The following is a 20,044-nucleotide window of genomic DNA, read 5'->3' as shown; positions in this document are numbered from 1 at the left end:
GTCGCGCGCCGGGTCATCCGGCAGCCGGGTAGAGTGCGCCGTCGGTCACGATCCAGCGCATCGCGAGATCGTGCGCCTCGGCCGGCAGCGCATCGACGCGGCATGCTTCATACGCGATGCCGACCGTCACCGGCAGCGTGTCGCCCGGCCACACGGCGAGCGTGCGGTCGTAATAGCCGCCGCCATAGCCGAGCCGGTAGCGCTCCAGGTCGAATCCCACGCACGGAATCAGCAACAGGTCGGGCACGACGACGACGCCCGACGCCGGCTCCGGAATCCGGTGATGCCCTTCGCGCATCGGCGTGTGTGCGTCCCACGCATGGAATTCGAGCGGCGTGTGGCGCTCGCCGATCACGGGCAGCGCAGCGCGGCGACCCGCGCCTGCCGCGGACCACGCGAGCACCGCGTCGCGCGCGTCGAATTCGCCCGGCAGCGGCCAGTAGAAGCCGACCGTGCGCGGCGCGAGCCGTGCGAGCAACAGGCGCAGCCGCGCGTCGAGCGCGGCGTTCGTGGCGGGCTGCGACGCGGCGTCACGACGCGCGCCGGACAGCGTTTTGCGCAGCGCAACCTTCGGGTTAGGCACAGGGTTGCATGCTATGCTTTCGCTCAATTCGTGCTCCATTCAAAACGATGTCGAACAGCCTTTTCCGAGTATATCGCGCGGTCGCGCTCACGCTTTCGGCCGCCGCGCTCGTCGCGGGCACGGCCGCGTGCGCCGCACCGGGCGACGACACGCTCGCCGGGGACGACCAGATCTTCGTGCAGCTTCGCGAAGCCGCGCGCCGCAATGACGCCGCGAAGGCCGCGCAGCTCGCGTCGATGATCCCGAACTATCCCGTCCCGTCCTACGTCGAGTATTTCCAGATCAAGCCGCAGTTGTTCGATTCGACGGGCCGCGCGCGTGTCGATGCGCCGGACGCGCCCGTGCAGTCGTTCCTGCAGCGCTACGACGGCCAGGCGATCGCCGATCGCCTGCGCAACGACTACCTGCTCGTGCTCGGCGCGCGCCACGACTGGCGCAACTTCGACGACCAGTACAAGCGCTTCGTGCTCGACGACGACACACAGGTCAAGTGCTACGCGCTCGAATCGCGCGCGGCGCGCGGCGAGAACGTCGCCGAGGCGGCGCGTGCGCTGCTCGTCGAACCGAAATACTACGGCGATGCCTGTGTCGACCTGATTACCGCGCTGGCGATCAACCAGCAGTTGACGAGCGACGACGTGTGGCAGCAGGCACGCCTCGCGTACGAGCAGAACTACACGACGCTCGGCGGCAAGATCGTCGATGCGCTCGGCCAGCGCCCGGCCGGCTTCGACCAGGCGACGAGCGCCCCACCGCTGTACCTCGCGCGCGGCGTCGGCTCCGACGCGGCATCGCACCAGCTCGCGCTGATCGCGCTCGGCCGCATGGCGCGCAACGATCCGGACGCGGCGGCGGGGATGCTGACGTCGGTCGCCGCGTCGCTGACGAAGCAGGAACAGGCGATCGCGTGGGGTGCGATCGGCTACCAGGGCGCGATCAAGCGCTCGCCGCTCGCGTCGGTCTGGTACGCGAAATCCGCGAATGCGCCGCTGTCGAATCCGGGCTACGAATGGCGTACGCGCGCCGCGCTGCTGGCCGGCGACTGGCCGATGGTGCGCTGGTCGATCGAGCAGATGCCGCCGTCGCTGCGCGACGATCCGGCATGGATCTACTGGCATGCGCGCGCGCTCAAGCAGAGCGGCGACACGCTGCAGGCGAACCAGGAATTCGAGCAGGTCGCCGGCCAGTTCAACTTCTACGGGCAGCTCGCCGGCGAAGAGCTCGGCCAGCGCACGTCGATCCCGCCGCGCACGAAGGTGAGCGACGCCGAGGTCGACGCGATGGGCAAGATTCCGGGCTTCGCGCTCGCGCAGCGCTTCTACGGGCTGAACCTGCGCCTCGAAGGCAACCGCGAATGGAACTGGCCGCTGCGCGGGATGACCGATCGCCAGCTGCTGGCGGCCGCGGAATACGGCAAGCGCGTCGACCTGCTGGACCGCACGGTCAACACGGCCGACCGCACGAAGGCCGAGCACGACTTCACGCTGCGCTACCCGTCGCCGTACCGCGACATCGTCGAGCGCTACGCGCAGTCGTCGGGCCTCGACATCGAATGGGCATACGGGCTGATTCGCCAGGAATCGCGCTTCATCACGAACGCGCGTTCGTCGGTCGGTGCGGGCGGCCTGATGCAGCTGATGCCGGCCACCGCGCAGCTGGTCGCGAAGAAGCTCGGGATGGGCACCATCACGCGCGCGCAGATGCACGACATCAACACCAACATCCAGCTCGGCACCTGGTATCTGGCGGACATCTACAACAACTTCGACAGCTCGCCGGTGCTGGCCACCGCCGGCTACAACGCGGGCCCGGGTCGGCCGCGCCAGTGGCGCCAGGTGTTGACGCAGCCGGTCGAAGGCGCGATCTTCGCGGAGACGATTCCGTTCAACGAGACGCGCGATTACGTGAAGAACGTGCTGTCGAATACCGTCTACTACGCGGCGCTCTTCGAGGGCAAACCGCAGTCGTTGAAGAAACGCCTGGGCATGATCTCGCCCTGATCGACAATCTTCACACTGCCGCGCGAGACGCGGCCGTGTGAAGGGGCGGTTCACGCGAATAACGGGCTTGCGCTGGCCGCCAGAAGGGCCGCGCGCAAGGAATGCGACGAAGCGAATACTCGACGTATTCGCAAGGAGCATGATGCAGCGATCGGCCCTTCTGGCGGCCAGCCCCATTTATGATTTTTCCCGGTCAGGGGAACGAGCGTTGCCGGCCGCATTGCGGCGTCGCGCGTCGCTTGTTTGGCTCGGCCAAACGGCGCTCCTTGCTTCTTGCACTGCAGCCGGCAAGGCTCGTTCGCAAGCCCGTTATTAGCGTGAACAGCCCCTTTGAGGTTCGGAACATGGATCAGACCGTCGCGCTGCTCGGTGGCACCGGCTTCATCGGCAGCCGGCTCGTCAATGCGCTGATCGACGCCGGCAAGCAGGTGCGGATCGGCACGCGGCGGCGCGAACACGCGCGCCACCTGCAGATGCTGCCGGTCGAGATCGTCGAGCTCGACGCGCTGGATACGCGCACGCTGGCCCGGTTCGTCGCCGGCGCGCACGCGGCCGTCAATCTGGTCGGCGTGCTGCACGGCGGCCGCGGGACGCCGTACGGGCCCGGGTTCGAGCGCGCGCACGTCGCGCTGCCGGCCGCGCTGGCCGCCGCGTGCGTGGAGGTCGGCGTGCAGCGCGTGCTGCACATGAGCGCGCTCGGCGCCGATTCGCACGGTGCGAGCATGTACCAGCGCTCGAAGGGCGACGGCGAGGCCGCGCTGCATGCGGTCGCGGCGACCGATTCGCTCGCGCTGACCATCTTCCGTCCGTCGGTCGTGTTCGGTCCCGGCGACGCTTTCCTCAACACGTTCGCGAACCTGCAGCGCACGCTGCCCGTGCTGCCGCTCGCGATGCCCGACGCGCGTTTCCAGCCGGTGTTCGTCGGCGACGTCGTGCGCGCGTTCGTCAACACGCTCGATCTCGCGGCCGCGTACGGCAGAACCTACGAGCTCGGCGGGCCGACCGTCTATACGCTCGAGCAACTGGTGCGCTATTGCGGCACGCTGGTCGGCCGGCAGGCACGCATCGTGCGGCTGCCCGACGCGCTCGCGCGGCTGCAGGCGAGCGTGTTCGAATGCCTGCCAGGCGAGCCGGTGCTCACGCGGGACAATCTCGCGTCGATGTCGGTGCCGAACGTGCTGTCCGGGCCGCTCGCGCCGGAACTCGGGCTGTCGCCGGCGAGTCTCGAGAGCATCGCGCCCGCGTATCTCGGCAACGCCGCGCAGCGCTCCCGCTTCGACTGGTTCCGCTCGCGCCGCTAGGCGGCGCGGGCCGTCGCTTTCGTCATTCACTTTCGCGCTTTTTCGGAACATCGCCATGAAACTCGTCATTGGAGACAAGAACTACTCGTCGTGGTCGATGCGGCCGTGGCTGCTGCTCGCGCATTTCGGTATCCCGTTCGACGAGATCGCGATCGAGCTGCGCCGCGACGACACGGCCGCGCGCATTCGCGAGTATTCGCCGACCGGCAAGGTGCCGTGCCTGATCGACGACCACGGCGTCGCGATCTGGGATTCGCTCGCGATCGCCGAGACGCTCGCCGAGCGCTATCCGCAATTCCCGATGTGGCCGGCCGATCCGCTCGATCGTGCGCATGCGCGCTGCATCTCGGCCGAGATGCACTCGGGTTTCGCCGCGCTGCGCACGCAGATGGGGATGAACGTGCGCGCGTCGATGCCGGGGCGCGGCGCGACGCCCGATGCGCTCGCCGACGTCGCGCGCATCGACGCGCTGTGGAGCGCGTGCATCGAGGCATCGGGCGGGCCGTTCCTGTTCGGTGAATTCGGGATCGCCGATGCGATGTATGCACCCGTCGTGATGCGCTTCAACACGTACGAGCCGGCGCTGTCGCCGGACGCGGCCGGCTACGCGGCGCGCGTGACGGCGCTGCCGGCGGTGCAGCGCTGGATCGATGACGCGCGCGGCGAGACCAACGTGATTGCCGAATACGAACCGCAGCCATGAATATCTACGCAGTAGGCGGCGCGATCCGCGACGAATTGCTCGGCGTGCCGGTGCAGGACCGCGACTACGTGGTGGTGGGGGCGACGCCGGAGCAGATGGCCGCGCAGGGCTTCCGGCCGGTCGGCAAGGATTTTCCCGTGTTCCTGCATCCGGACACGCAGGAGGAATACGCACTCGCGCGCACCGAGCGCAAGACGGCGGCCGGCTATCACGGCTTCCAGTTCCACTATGCGCCGGACGTGACGCTCGACGAGGATCTCGCGCGGCGCGACCTGACGATCAACGCGATGGCGCGCGAAGTGAGCCCGAAGGGTGCGCTGGTCGGCCCGGTGATCGATCCGTTCGACGGGCAGGCCGACCTGCGTGCGCGCGTGTTCCGGCACGTGAGCGACGCGTTCGTCGAGGATCCGGTGCGGATCCTGCGGATCGCGCGCTTTGCCGCGCGCTTCGCGGATTTCAAGGTCGCGGACGAAACGCTCGCGCTGATGCGGCACATGGTCGACGCGGGCGAGGTCGATGCGCTGGTGCCCGAGCGCGTGTGGCAGGAAATCGCGCGCGGGCTGATGGAGGCAAAGCCGTCGCGGATGTTCGCGGTGCTGCGCGACTGCGGCGCGCTCGCGCGCATCCTGCCCGAGATCGACGCGTTGTGGGGCGTGCCGCAGCGCGCCGACTACCACCCGGAAGTCGACACCGGCGTGCACGTGATGATGGTCGTCGACTATGCGGCGAAGCAGGGCTATTCGTTGCCGGTGCGCTTCGCGGCGCTCACGCACGATCTCGGCAAGGCGACGACGCCCGCGGACGTGCTGCCGCGCCATGTCGGCCACGAAGGCCGCAGCGTCGACCTGCTCAAGCCGCTGTGCGAGCGGCTGCGCGTGCCGAACGACTGCCGCGACCTCGCGCTGGTGGTCGCGCGCGAGCACGGAAACCTGCATCGCGTGATGGAGATGGGCGCCGCCGCGCTGGTGCGGTTCTTCGAGCGTAGCGACGCGCTGCGCAAGCCGGCGCGCTTCGCCGAGATGCTGCAGGCGTGCGAGTCGGACGCGCGCGGCCGGCTCGGGCTCGACACCCAGCCGTATCCGCAGGCCGAGCGGCTGCGGGTGGCGCTGGTGGCCGCGCGCAGCGTCGACGCGGGCGCGATCGCGCGCGGGATCGGCAACGACGCGATGCAGATCAAGGAGGCCGTGCATCGCGCGCGGGTCGAGGCCGTCAAGCAGGCGCTGGCGATCGCCGAATAGCCTGGGACGACGCGCTCGGGTGGCGTGGTTCGCCGCTCGGCCGCGGCCGTTATTTCTTCGTACGCGGGGTGGCGCGGCGGGCCGGGGCGGCGGCAGCCGGACGTTTGCCGGCGGCCGTGCGCGGCTTCCCGGCAGCCGGCTTTGCCGTTGCGCGGGCCGGGTTGTCGGCGGGCGCTGCCGCGTGCGCGTCCGCGTCGCGTTCGCGCTTCGGCGCGGGATCGCGGCGGCTCACGCGCGGCTCGCCCGGCGTCGCGCCGGCGTCGCGCGCGAGCAGCCTGATTTTCATCGCCGCGGTCCCCAACTCGCCGCAGTTGTCGTCGAAGAGGGGCAGCGTGCCGACCGCGATCAGCTCGGCGGGCCCGTCGCCGACGTTCGCGACGCGATGGCGCTTCCTCGCGTCGAAGTGCAGCGAGTCGCCGGGCGACAGCGGGTAATCCTTCTTGCCGATCGTGTAGCAGATCCGGCCGGTCAGCACGTACACGAACTCGTCGCCGCCGTGCGCGACCCATTCCGAACGGTAGCCCTCCATCATCCGCACCTTGAGCGCGTTGAGCTGGCTGCCGTCGAAGGTGGTGGACAGCCGCTCGTACCACTGCGAGGCGGCGTCGACTGCGTACGGTTCGCGGCGGCCCGCGTGCGAGTCGGGCTGCGCCTGGCGCGGCTGGTCGATCAGCGTGCCGAGCGGCACGTTCAGCGCCTTCGCGACGTTGACGAGCGATGAGAGCGAGATGCCGGTCAGATGGCGCTCGACCTGCGACAGGAACCCGACCGACAGGTTTGCTTCGGTCGCGACTTCCAGCAGCGTCTTCTTCGCTTCCCGGCGCAGGCGGCGAATGCGCTGGCCGATACGCATGATGTCTGAATCCATGAATCTCTTTCGTGGCAACGAGTCGGGAGGCGAGCGGAGGGGCGGTGCTGTCGCCGGGATGTGGCTTTCCGCGAATCGCACGAAACACGGCCGTCGGGACGACGATGCCGGCGCATTGTACCGCGCGCGGTGGCGCCCGGACGGCGCTGCGCCGCGTATGGCCGTGCAGGGCCGCGCCGCCGTCGGGCGCCATGCCGGAAATTTTAACCCTACGAAAATTTTAGCTTGACCTCAATTTCAGCGTGCTCTAGATTCTGTCGCACGCATCAAACAAAGTTAAGTGAGACAAAACTTTCCCGAGGGTCTGCCGCTGGAACGGCACCGCGGCCCGGCCGCTCGCCGGGCCGCGCGTCATCCACGCACGGGCGGTGTGTCGCTTCACGCGTGCGCCATGCCGCGTGACGCTGTCCGCCGACGACAATCAATAACGGGCATCCGATGATCGATCGACTGAAATACAGCTTCTCCGGCCTTCCCTCGTACGACGCGTCCGTCGCCGACACGCAGGCCGGCTTGTCGCGCCTGCTCGACGCAGCGCGGCTCGACGCGGTAGTGGTCACGTCGCAGGACGAATACATCACCGAATACCTGCCACGCCGCAACAACCCGCGCTACGCGCTGTCGGGTTTCGACGGCTCGGCCGGCTGCGGGATCTTCCTGAGTGCGGCGACCGCGCAGGCGCTCGGCGTGCCGCCGTTCGTGCTGTTCGTCGATGGCCGCTATCACCTGCAGGCCGAACAGCAGTGCGACCCGGCGCAGGTGCGCATCGAGAAGCTCGGGATGAACGTGACGATCTGGCAGGCGCTGGCCGACTGGCTGGTCGCGCACGCGAGCCGGCTCGCCCGGGTCGGCTACGACGCGCTGCGGATCAGCGTCGCGCAGCGCGACCGGCTGATCGAGCAGACGCAGGCTGCGTCGCTCGACTGGACGAGCCTGGCCGAGCGCGAGATCGACCGCGCGATCGCGCTGCCGGGCTGGGTGGTCGAGCGGCCGATCTTCGAGCTGCCCGAAGTGATGACCGGCGCGAGCGTCGCGCAGAACCTCGACACGCTGAACCGGCGGCTCGCCGCGCACACCGGCGCGGCGCACGGCAAGACTGCGTTTTTCACGTGCGCATCGGACGACCTCGCGTATCTGCTGAACAGCCGCGGCTATCACATCCCGAATGCGTCGTCGCACCTGGGCTTCCTGTTCGCGGTCGGCGAGCAGGTCGCGCTGTTCCTGCCGGAGGGCTGCGACGCGTGCCCGGTCGAGCTGGCGTCGTATCCGGCGCTGCACGTGATCCGGCGCGACTTCGCCGAACTCGAGCGCTTCCTCGCGCAGTTCGCGGTCGATCACGTGTGCTACGGCTTCGAGTCGGTCAACTGCGCGCTCGTCGAGTCGGTGCGCCGCGTGTGGCCGCATGCACGCCACGCCGATTTCAATCCGGTCGAGGCGCTGCGGGCCGGCAAGACGCCGGCCGTGCTCGACCGGTTCCGCGACGCGTTCGCGCGCAGCTCGGCGGCGATCGCCGAGACGATGCGCTGGGCGAAGGCCGGCGAGCCGGGGCAGCGCCATACCGAATACGACCTGGCGCGTGCGATCAACGACGCGTACGGCGCACGCTCGGCGGTCGCGCTGACGTTCCCGTCGATCGCCGCGAACGGCGCGAACAGCGCGTTCGCGCATTACACGGCGGCGAGCGCCGAGGTCGAGCTGACCGAAGGCGAACTGGTGCTGCTCGACAGCGGCGCGTACTACGACGCCGGTTTCGCGACGGACTGCACGCGTGTCGTGCTGCGCCGCACGCATCCGGACACGGTGGCGCAGCCGTGGCAGCGCGAGATCTACACGGTCGCGCTGAAGGCCTGCATCAAGGGGCTCGTCACGCGCTTCCCGAAAGCGGCGACGGGCGGCGACGTCGACGCGACGGTGCGCCAGGTGTGCCGCGATCACGGCTACGACTTCGGCCACGGCACCGGGCACGGTGTCGGGATTCACGTGCACGAGGGTGGCGTGCGGTTCGCGCCGGGCGCGAAGTACGGGCTGGTGCCGAATGCGGTGATTTCGGTCGAGCCGGGCATCTACCTGCAGGGCAAGGGCGGCGTGCGGATCGAGAACATCGTGATCGTGCGCGCGGATGACGAAGAGTCGGACACCGTGGCGTTCGAGAACATCGTCACGGTCGGCTACGACTGGGACCTGATCGATGTCACGCTGCTGGACGACGACGAGCGCACGTACCTGCGCGACTACGAACGGCTTTGCGTGGAGCGCGGCACGCAGGTCACCGCGTGTCCGCTGTTGTAAGACGGGGAAGGTGCGCGCGGCCGCAGCAGGGCCGCGCGATGCGCAGCCGGCGCGTCGATGCGCCGGCGCGATCATGATGTCAGTGCAATCGGCGCATTAGCGCATCAGTGCCGACACACGCCCGTCGGGCCCATACACGCCGGCCGGCGCGGGGGCCGAGCGCAGCACCGCGAGGGCACGCTCGTTGTAGTCCATCCGGATCCGGATCAGCATCCCGTTGGTCGCATTGGCCTGGCGCGCGCGTTCGGCGGCCTGCAGCAGCAGTTGCCAGCGGCCGGCGAGGCGCGCATCGCGCTCGGCGGCCTGGTCCATCCCTTTCTTGCCGGCCGGAAAGCCGAGCGCGGACAGCTGCGTGTCGCGCGTGCGCTCGAGCTGCGCGAGCCGGTCGATCAGCGCGCTTTTCTTCTCGACGATGCCGGGCAGCATTTCAAGCGGCTCCGGCGTCGTCAGCGCCTTTTCCTCGTAGGCGAGCAGGGACGCGAACGCTTCGACCGTCGCGTGTTCGTCGTTGACCGTGGCCAGCAGCTCTTCTCTCATCGCGTCATGCTCGTCGCGCCGGCACGCGTTTCCGCATGCCGGCAAACCAGGGGACCGGTCAGGGCGTGACGGGCCCCGGGCCGGCTCAGTTACCCTGCGAGCGCTGCCGTTGCAGCAGGTCGCGGGCGGTATTCAGTACGCCGTCGGCGATCTTGTTCACGTCGATCGTCAACGTGCCGTTGTTCAGCGCGTCCTTGATCGACTGGACGAGGGCCGTGTCGATGTCGGCGCTGCCGGAGGCCGACACCGAGCGCAGCTGGCCGGACAAACCCGACAGGTTCACGGTCGTGTCGCCGCCGGTCGATCCTGCGTCGGCCGCCTGCGCGGACGACGAAGCCGCGCCGGATTGCGCGCGGGTCGCGCCGTTGCCGGTCGACGCGAGTGGGCTCGGGTTCGGAGTGGAATCGATCTTCACGATGGGTTTCCTGGACGGTATGACCCAGATAACGGCCGGGTCGGCCCGAACTTTAGCATCGTGAGCCTGAAATTCTCCGAAGAAACAATTCTTTACAATCTTCCGGCGAGATCCGTCCCTACAGCGGAATTTCCACGGTGCCGGCGTCCTTGACGATCGCCGTGACGATCTGGCCGGCGGCCATCCTGACCCGCACCGATTGGCCGGGCGCCGCGTTCGCGAGCGCGCTGCCCTCGGCCGAGATGGTGAAGCCGGGCCCCGCCGCGACGACCCGCACCGTCTGGCCGGCCGACACCGACGCCGGGCTCTTCAGCAAGTCCTGACGCAGCGGCAGCCCGGCCGAGATCCGCGCGAGCGCGGTCGCGCCGACTGCCTGCGCGGGATCGGTGATCACCGCGAGCGGCAGCACGGTCAGGTCGCCGTCGCGCGCGACGAGGTCGGCCGCGCTGAGCGGTTCGCCCGGCGCGATCTGCCGCGCGGCGACGTAGTAGGTGGCCTGCACGGCGACCTTCGCCTGCAGGTAGACGGTCCACGGCCGTTCACCCGCGCAGCGCACGCCGACCGTCGTGCGGCCCCACAGGCGTGCGCCGGTCGGCAGGAACGGCTCGAGCGTCGTGCACGCGGCGAGCCCGCGCGGAAACGCGGCCGCGACGGTCGCGGTGGTCTTGCCCGGCAGGCCCGCGACCTGCTGCTGCAGGAAGGCGAGGGCCGTGCGCCGGATCGACTCGGGGTCCTGCTGGCCGGGCGGCGTCGCGGGCTGGGGCGCGGCGGCGGCCTGGGCCGGGTTGGCGGAAGCTGCCGGCGTGCGCGGCGCCGGGGCGGCCGCAGGGGGGCGGGCCGCCGCCATGCGCGTGGCGATCGCCGGTCGCGCGGGATTCGAGGCGGGTTCGACCGTACCGGCGACGACGGTCGCGACGGCGCCCGGATCGGCGGCGCGCTGTGTGCCATAAGCGGCGTTCGCGGCATTCGCGGCATTCGCGCGCGCGGCGGCGTAGACGGGGCGCGGTGCAGGGGCCGGCACGGTGGCCGGCGCCGGGACGCTCGTCACGACTATCGAGCTGGCCGGCTGCGCCGCGTAGCCGGCCGCGGCTGCGCCGGTCACGCCGGCAACGCCGGCAACGCCAGTCGCGCCGCCCGCCATCGCCATGCCCGCGCCCGCAGCCGTCCCCGCATTCCCGCCGAACTGCCCGCCGCTCGCCGCATTCGCATGCGCGAGCGCGGTCTCGGCCGTCTCGCCGCGTCCGGGAATCACGATCATGCCGTCGTCCGCATGCGCGGCCGGCACCGCGAGCCACAGCGCCGCGGCGAGCGCGAGCGCACGCCGGACGCGCGTCCGGCGTCCGTCGTTTCCGCGAAGTGCGCTGCCTGCCATCGCCGTGTCCTCGAACCGTTGATCCGATTCGCATTCTAGGGAGCGGGGCCGTCGCGCAAACGATGAATAGAGGGGGCCTTTGCCGCGTTATTCGCCCGATTGCCGGTTGCGCCCGCCGCCTACCATCGCTGTCATGGAAAAAAGCCCCTTGCGTCGCCATCCGGCGCAACGGGCGTGCAGCGCTTCATACGGAGAGACGCACACATGCTGGACAAACTCGATGCCGAATTCGCGTTCGGCCGACAGGCGCTCGACGTGCGCGCCTATCGGCAGGAACTGCTGTCGTCGAACATCGCGAACGCCGACACGCCCGGCTACCAGGCCCGCGACACCGATTTCGCGTCGACCCTCGCGCGCTCGCTGAAGCAGACCGGCGGCGGTCTCGCGCCGAGCAACGCCGCGCAGCTGCCGATGGCGCAGCCGGCCGGCGTGACGAGCGGGATGTCGATGGTGTCGACGGCGCCGGGCCACATGGCCGGCACCGCGAAGCTGATGCCGACCGGCGGCCCGGCCGACGACTACGGTAGCGCGCAGTACCGGATGCCGCTGCAGCCGTCGCTCGACGGCAACACGGTCGATCTCGACGTCGAGCGCGTGCAGTTCGCGAACAACGCGCTGCACTACGAAACCGGGATGACCGTGATGACCCAGCAGATCAAGGCGATGATCGCCGCGATCTCGACGAACTCGTAAGCGCGCGCCGCTTCCGCACCCGAGCACAAGGAGCCTCCATGCCTTCGTTGATGAACATCTTCGGCGTCGCCGGTTCGGCGCTGTCCGCGCAATCGCAGCGCCTGAACGTCACCGCGTCGAACCTCGCGAACGCCGACAGCGCCACCGGCCCCGACGGCAAGCCGTACAAGGCCAAGCAGGTCGTGTTCGCGGCCGACCCGATGGGCGGCGCGCGCACCGCGTCCGGCCAGGGCGTGGGCGGCGTGCGCGTGTCGAAGGTGGTCGACGATCCGTCGCCGATGAAGTCGACCTACGACCCGGCGAACCCGGCAGCCGACGCGAACGGCTATGTGCAGATGCCGAACGTCGATCCGGTGCAGGAGATGGTGAACATGATCTCGGCGTCGCGCTCGTACCAGGCCAACGTCGAGACGCTGAACACCGCGAAGACGCTGATGCTCAAGACGCTGACGATCGGCACGTAAGCCGCGCGCCGAGCGACCTTCCAGACCGACACCCAGACCCGACAGTTCCGACACAAGGCCACCCAGGATGACCTCCTCCAGCACGACGATCGGCAGCAACGGCACCAACGTGTCGACCCTGCCGACCGACACGATGAACACCAACAGCGTGTCGACGACCGGCACGTCGGCCAGCGACCTGCAGGCGACGTTCCTGAAGCTGCTCGTCACGCAGTTGCAGAACCAGGATCCGACGAGCCCGGTCGACAGCTCGCAGATGACGTCGCAGCTCGCGCAGATCAACACGGTGAGCGGGATCGCGCAACTGAACACGTCGCTCACGTCGCTGTCGACGCAGCTCGCGGCCGGCCAGCAGACCCAGGCGGCGGCGCTGATCGGCACCAACGTGCTCGCGCCGGGCAACAGCGTCGCGGTGAAGAGCGGCGCAGCGTCGCCGTTCGGCGTGTCGCTCGCGAGCGACGTGTCGAACCTGACGATCACCGTGAAGAACAGCGCGGGCGCCGTCGTCAACACGATCAACGCGGGCGCGCAGTCGGCCGGCACGGTGCCGTTCAACTGGACGCCGACCGATGCGGCCGGCAACACGCTGGCGGACGGCAAGTACACCGTGAGCGCGCAGTACACGGGCACCGACGGCAAGACGTATGCGCCGACCGTGCTCGCGGCCGCGCAGGTGCAGAGCGTGATCAAGCAGGCCGACGGCACGGCGGGGCTCGTGCTGTCGAACGGCACGACGGTGGGGTTGACCCAGGTCGCGTCGATTTTCCCGAACACCGCGTCGTCGTCGTCCGGCGGCACGACCACCACCAACTGATCCAGCTTTCTCGCAACGGAGACCGAAATGGGTTATCAACAGGGTCTGAGCGGCCTCGCCGGCGCATCGAGCGCGCTCGACGTGATCGGCAACAACATCGCGAACGCGAATACGGTCGGCTTCAAGTCGAGCACCGCGCAGTTCGCCGACATGTACGCGAACTCGATCGCGACGTCGGTCAACACGCAGATCGGGATCGGCACGACGCTCGCGTCGGTGCAGCAGCAGTTCGGACAGGGCACGATCAACTCGACGAACTCGGCGCTCGACGTCGCGATCAACGGCAACGGCTTCTTCCAGATGTCGAACAACGGCGTGACGTCGTACTCGCGCGACGGCACGTTCCAGCGCGACAAGAACGGCTACATCGTCAACGCGCAGGGCATGAACCTGATGGGCTACGCGGCGGACAAGAACGGCGTGGTGAGCACCGCGCAGACCGTGCCGCTGCAGGCGCCGACCACCAACATCGCGCCGACCGCGACGGCCAAGATCACCGGCCAGTTCAACCTGAACTCGCAGGACACGGCGCCGACCAAGACGCCGTTCGACCCGACCGACACCACGACGTACAACTTCTCGACCTCGGTCCAGGTGTACGACTCGCTCGGCGGCTCGCAGGCGGTCAACATGTACTTCGTGAAGTCGGCGTCGAGCACCTGGGAAGCCTACGCAGGCGTGCAGGGCGGCGCCGCGACCGACCTCGGCACGGTCACGTTCGACCAGTCGGGCGCGATCCAGAGCACGACGACGGCCGCGCCGGTCGCGCCGACCGCGTCGCTCGGCCAGTTCCAGTTCACCGTGCCGACCACCGATGGCTCGGCGACGCCGCAGCAGCTCACGCTCGACCTGACCGGCACCACCCAGTACGGCGGCAAGGACGGCGTGAACAACCTTGCGCAGGACGGCTACGCGAGCGGCACGCTGACGACTTTCTCGATCGGCTCGGACGGCAAGCTGACCGGCAACTACTCGAACGGGCAGACGGCCGTGCTCGGCCAGATCGCGCTCGCGAACTTCAACAACCCGAACGGGCTCGTCAGCCTCGGCGGCAACCAGTACGCCGAGACGGCCGCGTCGGGGGTGCCGCAGATCTCCGCGCCGGGCAGCACCAACCACGGCGCGCTGCAGGGCAGCGCGCTCGAGAACTCGAACGTCGACCTGACGTCGCAGCTCGTCAACCTGATCACCGCGCAGCGCAACTACCAGGCGAACGCGCAGACGATCAAGACGCAGCAGACCGTCGACCAGACGCTCATCAACCTGTAATGCGCGGATAACCGGCAGCCATGGACCGACTGATCTACACGGCGATGACGGGCGCGTCGCAGTCGCTCGACCAGCAGGCGATCGTCGCGAACAACCTCGCGAACACCTCGACGACGGGCTTTCGCGCGCAGCTTGCGACCTATCGCGCGGTGCCGATGAATTTCGGCGACGGCAGCACGATCGACCCGACGACGACGCGCACCTACGTGCTCGCGTCGACGCCCGGCGCGGATTTCGCGCCGGGGCCGATCACGCGCACCGGCAATCCGCTCGACGTCGCCGTGCAGGGCGCCGGCTGGCTGTCGGTGCAGACGGCCGACGGCGGCGAGGCGTACACGCGCGCCGGCAACCTGCACGTCGATGAAAACGGCCAGCTCGTCAACGCGAGCAACCTGCCGGTGATCGGCAACGGCGGCCCGATCTCGGTGCCGCCGAACGCCGAAGTGACGATCGGCAAGGACGGCACGGTGTCCGCGCTGATGCCGGGCGACCCGCCGACGGCGGTCGCGATCGTCGACCGGATGAAGCTCGTGAACCCCGATTCGGCCACGCTCACGCGGGGCAACGACGGGCTGTTCCGCACCGCCGACGGCAATTCGGCCGAGGTCGACCCGAACGTGGTCGTCACGCCGAATTCGCTCGAAGGCAGCAACGTCAACCCGGTGACCGCGATGGTCGCGATGATCGACAACGCACGGGCGTTCCAGCTGCAGTCGAAGCTGATCCAGACGGCCGACCAGAACGAGCAGTCGGCGAACCAGCTGCTCAACTTCAGCTGAGCGGCACGGCCCTCGCTACCAGGAGAAGATTCAACATGAACCGATCGCTCTACATCGCCGCCACCGGCATGAATGCGCAGCAGGCGCAGATGGACGTGATCTCGAACAACCTCGCGAACACCAGCACGAACGGCTTCAAGGCGTCGCGCGCGGTGTTCGAGGATCTGCTGTACCAGACCATCCGCCAGCCGGGCGCGAATTCGACGCAGCAGACCGAACTGCCGTCGGGCCTGCAGCTCGGCACCGGCGTGCAGCAGGTCGCGACCGAGCGCCTGTACACGCAGGGCGGCCTCACGCAGACCGGCAACTCGAAGGACGTCGCGATCAACGGCGCTGGCTTCTTCCAGGTGCTGATGCCGGACGGCACGAACGCGTACACGCGCGACGGCTCGTTCCAGACCAACGCGCAGGGCCAGCTCGTCACGTCGAGCGGCTACCAGATCCTGCCGGCGATCACGGTGCCGCAGAACGCGCAGTCCCTGACGATCGGCAAGGACGGCGTCGTGTCGGTCACGCAACCGGGCTCGAGCAACGCGGTGCAGATCGGCTCGCTGCAGATCGCGACCTTCATCAACCCGGCCGGCCTCGAGGCGAAGGGCGAGAACCTGTTCGCCGAGACCACGTCGTCGGGCGCGCCGAACGTGTCGCAGCCGGGCCTGAACGGCGCGGGCGTGCTCAACCAGGGCTATGTCGAGGCGTCGAACGTGAACGTCGTGCAGGAGCTCGTCAACATGATTCAGACGCAGCGTGCGTACGAGATCAACAGCAAGGCCGTGACGACGTCCGACCAGATGCTGCAGACCGTCACGCAGATGAAGAGCTAACCGGAAAGTCCCGCCGTCGCCATGAAGCAGGTTCGCCTCCTCCCGTCAGCCCCCGTCCGCGCCGCGTGTGCGGTCGCGGTGGCCGCGCTCGCCGGTTGCGCGCAGATTCCGCGCGATCCGATCATCCAGCAGCCGATGACGGCGCAGCCGCCGATGCCGATGTCGATGCAGGCGCCCGGCTCGATCTACAACCCGGGCTACGCGGGCCGGCCGCTGTTCGAGGATCAGCGGCCGCGCAACATCGGCGACATCCTGACGATCGTGATCGCCGAGAACATCAACGCGACGAAATCGTCGGGCGCGAACACCAACCGGCAGGGCACCACCGACTTCAACGTGCCGACGGCCGGCTTCCTCGGCGGGCTGTTCGCGAAGGCGAACCTGTCGGCGGCCGGCAACAACAAGTTTGCGTCGACGGGCGGCGCGAGCGCGGCGAACACGTTCAACGGCACGATCACGGTGACCGTCACCAACGTGCTGCCGAACGGCAACCTCGTCGTCAGCGGCGAGAAGCAGATGCTGATCAACCAGGGCAACGAATTCGTGCGCTTCTCGGGCGTCGTCAACCCGAACACGATCTCGGGCGCGAACTCGGTCTACTCGACGCAGGTCGCCGACGCGCGGATCGAATACTCGGCGAAGGGCTACATCAACGAAGCCGAGACGATGGGCTGGCTGCAGCGCTTCTTCCTCAACATCGCGCCGTGGTGATGACGATGCAGCAGCCTCTTTTTCACCGCTTCCACCGCCTGTCGTCGCGCGCGCGCGCCGTCGCGCGGATCGCCGCCGCGCTCGCGCTGGCGGCGTGCGCGTTCGGCGCGTTGCCCGCGCACGCAGAGCGCCTGAAGGATCTCGCGCAGATCCAGGGCGTGCGCGACAACCCGCTGATCGGCTATGGCCTCGTCGTCGGTCTCGACGGCACGGGCGACCAGACGATGCAGACGCCGTTCACGACGCAGACGCTCGCGAACATGCTCGCGAACCTCGGCATCTCGATCAACAACGGGTCGGCCAACGGCGGCCCGTCGTCGCTGAACAACATGCAGCTGAAGAACGTCGCGGCCGTGATGGTGACGGCCACGCTGCCGCCGTTCGCGCGGCCGGGCGAGGCGCTCGACGTGACGGTATCGTCGCTCGGCAACGCGAAGAGCCTGCGCGGCGGCACGCTGCTGCTCACGCCGCTGAAGGGCGCGGACGGGCAGGTGTACGCGCTCTCGCAAGGCAACATGGCAGTCGGCGGCGCGGGCGCCAGCGCGAACGGCAGCCGCGTGCAGGTGAACCAGCTCGCGGCCGGCCGGATCGTCGGCGGCGCGATCGTCGAGCGTGCGGTGCCGAACGCGATCGCGCAGATGAACGGCGTGCTGCAGCTGCAGCTGAACGACATGGACTACGGCACCGCGCAGCGGATCGTGTCCGCAGTCAATTCGAGCTTCGGCCCGGGCACCGCGACGGCGCTCGACGGCCGCACGATCCAGCTCGCCGCGCCGGCGGATTCCGCGCAGCAGGTCGCGTTCATGGCGCGCCTGCAGAACCTCGACGTGAGCCCGGACAAGGCCGCCGCGAAGGTGATCCTGAACGCGCGCACCGGCTCGATCGTGATGAACCAGATGGTCACGCTGCAAAGCTGCGCGGTCGCGCACGGCAACCTGTCGGTGGTCGTCAACACGCAGCCGGTGGTGTCGCAGCCGGGGCCGTTCTCGAACGGCCAGACGGTGGTCGCGCAGCAGTCGCAGATCCAGCTGAAGCAGGACAACGGCGCGCTGAAGATGGTGACGGCCGGCGCGAACCTCGCCGACGTCGTGAAGGCGCTGAACACGCTCGGCGCGACGCCGGCGGACCTGATGTCGATCCTGCAGGCGATGAAGGCGGCCGGCGCGCTGCGCGCGGACCTGGAGATCATCTAAATGGCAGCGAACCTTCCGAACGCGAACGACCTCACGCAGCGCTTCGCACTGGACGTGCAGGGCTTCGATGCGCTGCGCGCGCAGGCGAAGCAGTCGCCGCAGGCCGGCGCGAAAGCGGTCGCCGGCCAGTTCGACGCGATGTTCACGCAGATGATGCTCAAGAGCATGCGCGACGCGTCGCCCGAGGGCGGGCTGCTCGATTCGCACACGTCGAAGATGTACACGTCGATGCTCGACCAGCAGCTCGCGCAGCAGATGTCGAAGCGCGGGATCGGCGTGGCCGATGCACTGATGAAGCAGCTGCTGCGCAATGCCGGGCAGGGCACCGGCGACGACACGGCGGCCGACGCCGGCGTGGCCGGGCTCGGCGTGGCCGGCTCAGGCACGTCGGGTAACGAAGGCAGCCTCGCCGCGATGAATGCGATGGCAAAGGCGTACGCGAACGCGAACGCGGCCGGTGGCAACGGCGCGCTTGCCGGCGCGCGCGGCTACTCGGCCGGCAGTGCGCTGACGCCGCCGCTGAAGGGCGCGGGCGGCACGCCGGACGCCGACGCATTCGTCGACCGGCTCGCCGGCCCGGCGCAGGCGGCGAGCGCAACCACCGGCATCCCGGCGCGCTTCATCGTCGGCCAGGCGGCGCTCGAATCGGGCTGGGGCAAGCGCGAGATTCGCGCGAGCGACGGCTCGACGAGCTACAACGTGTTCGGCATCAAGGCGAACAAGGGCTGGACGGGCCGCACGGTGTCGGCGCTGACGACCGAATACGTGAACGGCACGCCGCGCCGCGTCGTCGCGAAGTTCCGCGCGTACGATTCGTACGAGCACGCGATGACCGACTATGCGAACCTGCTGAAGAACAACCCGCGCTACGCGGGCGTGCTGAGCGCGAGCCGCAGCGTCGAGGGCTTCGCGCACGGGATGCAGAAGGCCGGCTACGCGACCGACCCGAATTACGCGAAGAAACTGATCTCGATCATGCAGCAGATCGGCTGACGGCCAGCGCCCGTTCCCGCCGCCCGTTTGCCCTCATTCGGACCGCGCCCGGCTGACCGCCGCGCGCGGTTTCAACGTTTGCGCGAAAAAAATCGGTAAATCGATCTAAACTTTCGGTGAGCACTGCCGCTAAGTGTGTGAGACCTGCAACCGGGCCCTTGTTCTGGCCCGGTTTTACTGCGCACCGGTCGCCCGGGCGCCCATGACAAGAAAACCGGCTAGCCATGAATATCGAAACGTCGACCGATCCGAGCCTGGATGCGGGCCATTCCGGGCCCGACTATGCCCGCCGCAATCCGCTGGAGATCGGCGTGCAGCTGCGCAACCTCGTGAACCGCGGCGACTTCCTGACCGTCCAGTACCCGGGCGGCCAGCTCGTCACGCGCCTGCTCGAGGTCGACGTCGGCGCGCGCACGTTCACGTTCGACTGGGGCGCGCTGTCCGAGCAGAACGCCGGCATCCTCGGCGCGTCGCACTGCACGTTCGCGGCCGCGCCGGAGGGCGTGCGCGTCGAGTTCACCACGAGCACGCCGCGCGAGACGCGCTACGAGGGGCTGCCCGCGTTCGTCGCCGATTTCCCCGAGGTGCTGATGTGCATCCAGCGCCGCGAATATTTCCGCGTCGATGCGCCGATCGTCGATCCGTTCCTGTGCCGCGGCAAGCTGCCGGGCGGCGACGGTTTCGTGTTCGAGGTGCATAACCTGTCGCTCGGCGGCGTCGGGCTGCGCACGGCCGACGAACGCGTCGAGGCGCTGGAGGTCGGCACGCTGCTGCCCGACGTCGAGCTCGAGCTGACCGGCCACGGCAAACTGTCGCTCGACCTGCGGCTCGTGTCGCAGCGTTCGACGCAGATGCCGAACGGCTCGCGGCGCTACCAGCTCGGCTTTCGCTTCATGTCGCTGCCGGGCAGCGCCGAGAACACGCTGCAGCGCCTGATCACGCAGCTCGAGATGAAGCGCCGCTCGCTCGCGCGGGCCTGACAGCCGCTCGCGGCCCCG

The 20,044-nt window shown here is 69.0% G+C and carries 20 protein-coding genes; 15 read left to right on the top strand and 5 right to left on the bottom strand.

Annotation, left to right across the window (positions count from 1 at the left end; all coding sequences use genetic code 11):
• Window positions 1–13: 13 nt before the first annotated feature.
• On the bottom strand, window positions 14–622 hold the full coding sequence (locus tag PI86_RS01140) for a 5-formyltetrahydrofolate cyclo-ligase (RefSeq protein ID WP_052319343.1): 609 nt from the start codon (window positions 620–622) through the stop codon (window positions 14–16).
• Between the two features lie 8 nt (window positions 623–630).
• On the opposite strand from PI86_RS01140, the gene PI86_RS01135 reads away from it, so the two are divergent.
• From PI86_RS01135 to PI86_RS01120, 4 genes are all read left to right on the top strand, one after another.
• Window positions 631–2,583 carry a lytic transglycosylase domain-containing protein gene (locus PI86_RS01135; RefSeq protein ID WP_039317839.1) on the top strand — a complete coding sequence of 651 codons (1,953 nt, stop codon included), beginning with the start codon at window positions 631–633 and terminating at the stop codon, window positions 2,581–2,583.
• A gap of 344 nt (window positions 2,584–2,927) precedes the next feature.
• Window positions 2,928–3,884 (top strand): complex I NDUFA9 subunit family protein, encoded by a 957-nt coding sequence (locus PI86_RS01130; RefSeq protein ID WP_014895786.1) that lies wholly within the window; start codon window positions 2,928–2,930, stop codon window positions 3,882–3,884.
• 55 nt (window positions 3,885–3,939) lie between these two features.
• Window positions 3,940–4,587: a glutathione S-transferase family protein gene (locus PI86_RS01125; RefSeq protein ID WP_039317836.1), complete on the top strand. Its 648-nt coding sequence runs from the start codon at window positions 3,940–3,942 to the stop codon at window positions 4,585–4,587.
• Window positions 4,584–5,825 carry a multifunctional CCA addition/repair protein gene (locus PI86_RS01120; RefSeq protein ID WP_039317832.1) on the top strand — a complete coding sequence of 414 codons (1,242 nt, stop codon included), beginning with the start codon at window positions 4,584–4,586 and terminating at the stop codon, window positions 5,823–5,825. Before PI86_RS01125 ends, PI86_RS01120 begins: the two co-directional genes overlap by 4 nt.
• A gap of 49 nt (window positions 5,826–5,874) precedes the next feature.
• Here the strand turns inward: PI86_RS01120 and PI86_RS01115 are convergent, their stop codons facing one another.
• Window positions 5,875–6,693 carry a helix-turn-helix domain-containing protein gene (locus tag PI86_RS01115; protein ID WP_039317829.1) on the bottom strand — a complete coding sequence of 273 codons (819 nt, stop codon included), beginning with the start codon at window positions 6,691–6,693 and terminating at the stop codon, window positions 5,875–5,877.
• Window positions 6,694–7,131: 438 nt separating this feature from the next.
• Here PI86_RS01115 and PI86_RS01110 point away from each other — a divergent pair, with 438 nt between their 5' ends.
• Complete coding sequence (locus tag PI86_RS01110) at window positions 7,132–8,982, top strand: M24 family metallopeptidase (protein ID WP_014895790.1); 1,851 nt, start codon at window positions 7,132–7,134, stop codon at window positions 8,980–8,982.
• 96 nt (window positions 8,983–9,078) lie between these two features.
• On the opposite strand, the gene PI86_RS01105 is transcribed toward PI86_RS01110, so the two are convergent.
• The 3 genes from PI86_RS01105 to flgA all read right to left on the bottom strand — a co-directional run bounded on the left by PI86_RS01105 (window position 9,079) and on the right by flgA (window position 11,306).
• The gene (locus tag PI86_RS01105) at window positions 9,079–9,519 is read right to left on the bottom strand and encodes a flagella synthesis protein FlgN (RefSeq protein ID WP_039317824.1); all 441 of its coding nucleotides are present in this window, start codon (window positions 9,517–9,519) and stop codon (window positions 9,079–9,081) included.
• Between the two features lie 85 nt (window positions 9,520–9,604).
• Window positions 9,605–9,934: a flagellar biosynthesis anti-sigma factor FlgM gene (gene flgM, locus PI86_RS01100; protein WP_014895792.1), complete on the bottom strand. Its 330-nt coding sequence runs from the start codon at window positions 9,932–9,934 to the stop codon at window positions 9,605–9,607.
• A 118-nt stretch (window positions 9,935–10,052) separates the two neighbouring features.
• Complete coding sequence (flgA, locus tag PI86_RS01095) at window positions 10,053–11,306, bottom strand: flagellar basal body P-ring formation chaperone FlgA (RefSeq protein WP_039317821.1); 1,254 nt, start codon at window positions 11,304–11,306, stop codon at window positions 10,053–10,055.
• 204 nt (window positions 11,307–11,510) lie between these two features.
• Between flgA and PI86_RS01090 the strand changes: the two genes are divergently transcribed.
• The 10 genes from PI86_RS01090 (at window position 11,511) to PI86_RS01045 (ending at window position 20,026) form a co-directional block, all read left to right on the top strand.
• Complete coding sequence (locus PI86_RS01090) at window positions 11,511–11,999, top strand: flagellar basal body rod protein FlgB (protein WP_039317818.1); 489 nt, start codon at window positions 11,511–11,513, stop codon at window positions 11,997–11,999.
• Between the two features lie 38 nt (window positions 12,000–12,037).
• Entirely contained in the window at window positions 12,038–12,463 is a 426-nt protein-coding gene (flgC, locus tag PI86_RS01085) for a flagellar basal body rod protein FlgC (protein WP_014895795.1), read from the top strand.
• Window positions 12,464–12,530: 67 nt separating this feature from the next.
• Window positions 12,531–13,277 carry a flagellar hook assembly protein FlgD gene (locus PI86_RS01080; RefSeq protein WP_039317815.1) on the top strand — a complete coding sequence of 249 codons (747 nt, stop codon included), beginning with the start codon at window positions 12,531–12,533 and terminating at the stop codon, window positions 13,275–13,277.
• A 27-nt stretch (window positions 13,278–13,304) separates the two neighbouring features.
• The gene (flgE, locus tag PI86_RS01075; RefSeq protein WP_039317812.1) at window positions 13,305–14,546 is read left to right on the top strand and encodes a flagellar hook protein FlgE; all 1,242 of its coding nucleotides are present in this window, start codon (window positions 13,305–13,307) and stop codon (window positions 14,544–14,546) included.
• A gap of 20 nt (window positions 14,547–14,566) precedes the next feature.
• Window positions 14,567–15,325, top strand: coding sequence for a flagellar basal-body rod protein FlgF (gene flgF / locus PI86_RS01070; protein ID WP_039317809.1), 759 nt, complete (start codon window positions 14,567–14,569; stop codon window positions 15,323–15,325).
• Between the two features lie 35 nt (window positions 15,326–15,360).
• Window positions 15,361–16,149 (top strand): flagellar basal-body rod protein FlgG, encoded by a 789-nt coding sequence (gene flgG, locus PI86_RS01065; protein WP_014895799.1) that lies wholly within the window; start codon window positions 15,361–15,363, stop codon window positions 16,147–16,149.
• 21 nt (window positions 16,150–16,170) lie between these two features.
• Window positions 16,171–16,860: a flagellar basal body L-ring protein FlgH gene (gene flgH, locus PI86_RS01060; protein ID WP_039317806.1), complete on the top strand. Its 690-nt coding sequence runs from the start codon at window positions 16,171–16,173 to the stop codon at window positions 16,858–16,860.
• Between the two features lie 5 nt (window positions 16,861–16,865).
• Entirely contained in the window at window positions 16,866–18,053 is a 1,188-nt protein-coding gene (locus PI86_RS01055; protein WP_039318206.1) for a flagellar basal body P-ring protein FlgI, read from the top strand.
• Window positions 18,054–19,046 (top strand): flagellar assembly peptidoglycan hydrolase FlgJ, encoded by a 993-nt coding sequence (flgJ, locus tag PI86_RS01050; RefSeq protein ID WP_039317803.1) that lies wholly within the window; start codon window positions 18,054–18,056, stop codon window positions 19,044–19,046.
• A gap of 224 nt (window positions 19,047–19,270) precedes the next feature.
• The gene (locus PI86_RS01045; RefSeq protein WP_039317800.1) at window positions 19,271–20,026 is read left to right on the top strand and encodes a flagellar brake protein; all 756 of its coding nucleotides are present in this window, start codon (window positions 19,271–19,273) and stop codon (window positions 20,024–20,026) included.
• The last annotated feature ends 18 nt before the right edge of the window (window positions 20,027–20,044 follow it).

Source organism: Burkholderia sp. A9 (assembly GCF_000801975.1).
This window is presented reverse-complemented; position numbering and strand designations above follow the sequence as displayed.

Excerpts from the sequence above, each read along its gene's own strand:
- PI86_RS01130 (WP_014895786.1), top strand. The coding sequence starts at position 2,928 with ATGGATCAGACCGTCGCGCTGCTCGGTGGCACCGGCTTCATCGGCAGC.
- PI86_RS01110 (WP_014895790.1), top strand. The coding sequence starts at position 7,132 with ATGATCGATCGACTGAAATACAGCTTCTCCGGCCTTCCCTCGTACGAC.
- PI86_RS01045 (WP_039317800.1), top strand. The coding sequence starts at position 19,271 with ATGAATATCGAAACGTCGACCGATCCGAGCCTGGATGCGGGCCATTCC.
- PI86_RS01080 (WP_039317815.1), top strand. The coding sequence starts at position 12,531 with ATGACCTCCTCCAGCACGACGATCGGCAGCAACGGCACCAACGTGTCG.
- PI86_RS01055 (WP_039318206.1), top strand. The coding sequence starts at position 16,866 with ATGCAGCAGCCTCTTTTTCACCGCTTCCACCGCCTGTCGTCGCGCGCG.
- PI86_RS01140 (WP_052319343.1), bottom strand. The coding sequence starts at position 622 with ATGGAGCACGAATTGAGCGAAAGCATAGCATGCAACCCTGTGCCTAAC.
- flgC (WP_014895795.1), top strand. The coding sequence starts at position 12,038 with ATGCCTTCGTTGATGAACATCTTCGGCGTCGCCGGTTCGGCGCTGTCC.
- flgG (WP_014895799.1), top strand. The coding sequence starts at position 15,361 with ATGAACCGATCGCTCTACATCGCCGCCACCGGCATGAATGCGCAGCAG.
- flgJ (WP_039317803.1), top strand. The coding sequence starts at position 18,054 with ATGGCAGCGAACCTTCCGAACGCGAACGACCTCACGCAGCGCTTCGCA.
- flgA (WP_039317821.1), bottom strand. The coding sequence starts at position 11,306 with ATGGCAGGCAGCGCACTTCGCGGAAACGACGGACGCCGGACGCGCGTC.
- PI86_RS01105 (WP_039317824.1), bottom strand. The coding sequence starts at position 9,519 with ATGAGAGAAGAGCTGCTGGCCACGGTCAACGACGAACACGCGACGGTC.
- PI86_RS01090 (WP_039317818.1), top strand. The coding sequence starts at position 11,511 with ATGCTGGACAAACTCGATGCCGAATTCGCGTTCGGCCGACAGGCGCTC.
- flgE (WP_039317812.1), top strand. The coding sequence starts at position 13,305 with ATGGGTTATCAACAGGGTCTGAGCGGCCTCGCCGGCGCATCGAGCGCG.
- flgF (WP_039317809.1), top strand. The coding sequence starts at position 14,567 with ATGGACCGACTGATCTACACGGCGATGACGGGCGCGTCGCAGTCGCTC.
- PI86_RS01135 (WP_039317839.1), top strand. The coding sequence starts at position 631 with ATGTCGAACAGCCTTTTCCGAGTATATCGCGCGGTCGCGCTCACGCTT.
- PI86_RS01125 (WP_039317836.1), top strand. The coding sequence starts at position 3,940 with ATGAAACTCGTCATTGGAGACAAGAACTACTCGTCGTGGTCGATGCGG.
- PI86_RS01115 (WP_039317829.1), bottom strand. The coding sequence starts at position 6,693 with ATGGATTCAGACATCATGCGTATCGGCCAGCGCATTCGCCGCCTGCGC.
- PI86_RS01120 (WP_039317832.1), top strand. The coding sequence starts at position 4,584 with ATGAATATCTACGCAGTAGGCGGCGCGATCCGCGACGAATTGCTCGGC.
- flgH (WP_039317806.1), top strand. The coding sequence starts at position 16,171 with ATGAAGCAGGTTCGCCTCCTCCCGTCAGCCCCCGTCCGCGCCGCGTGT.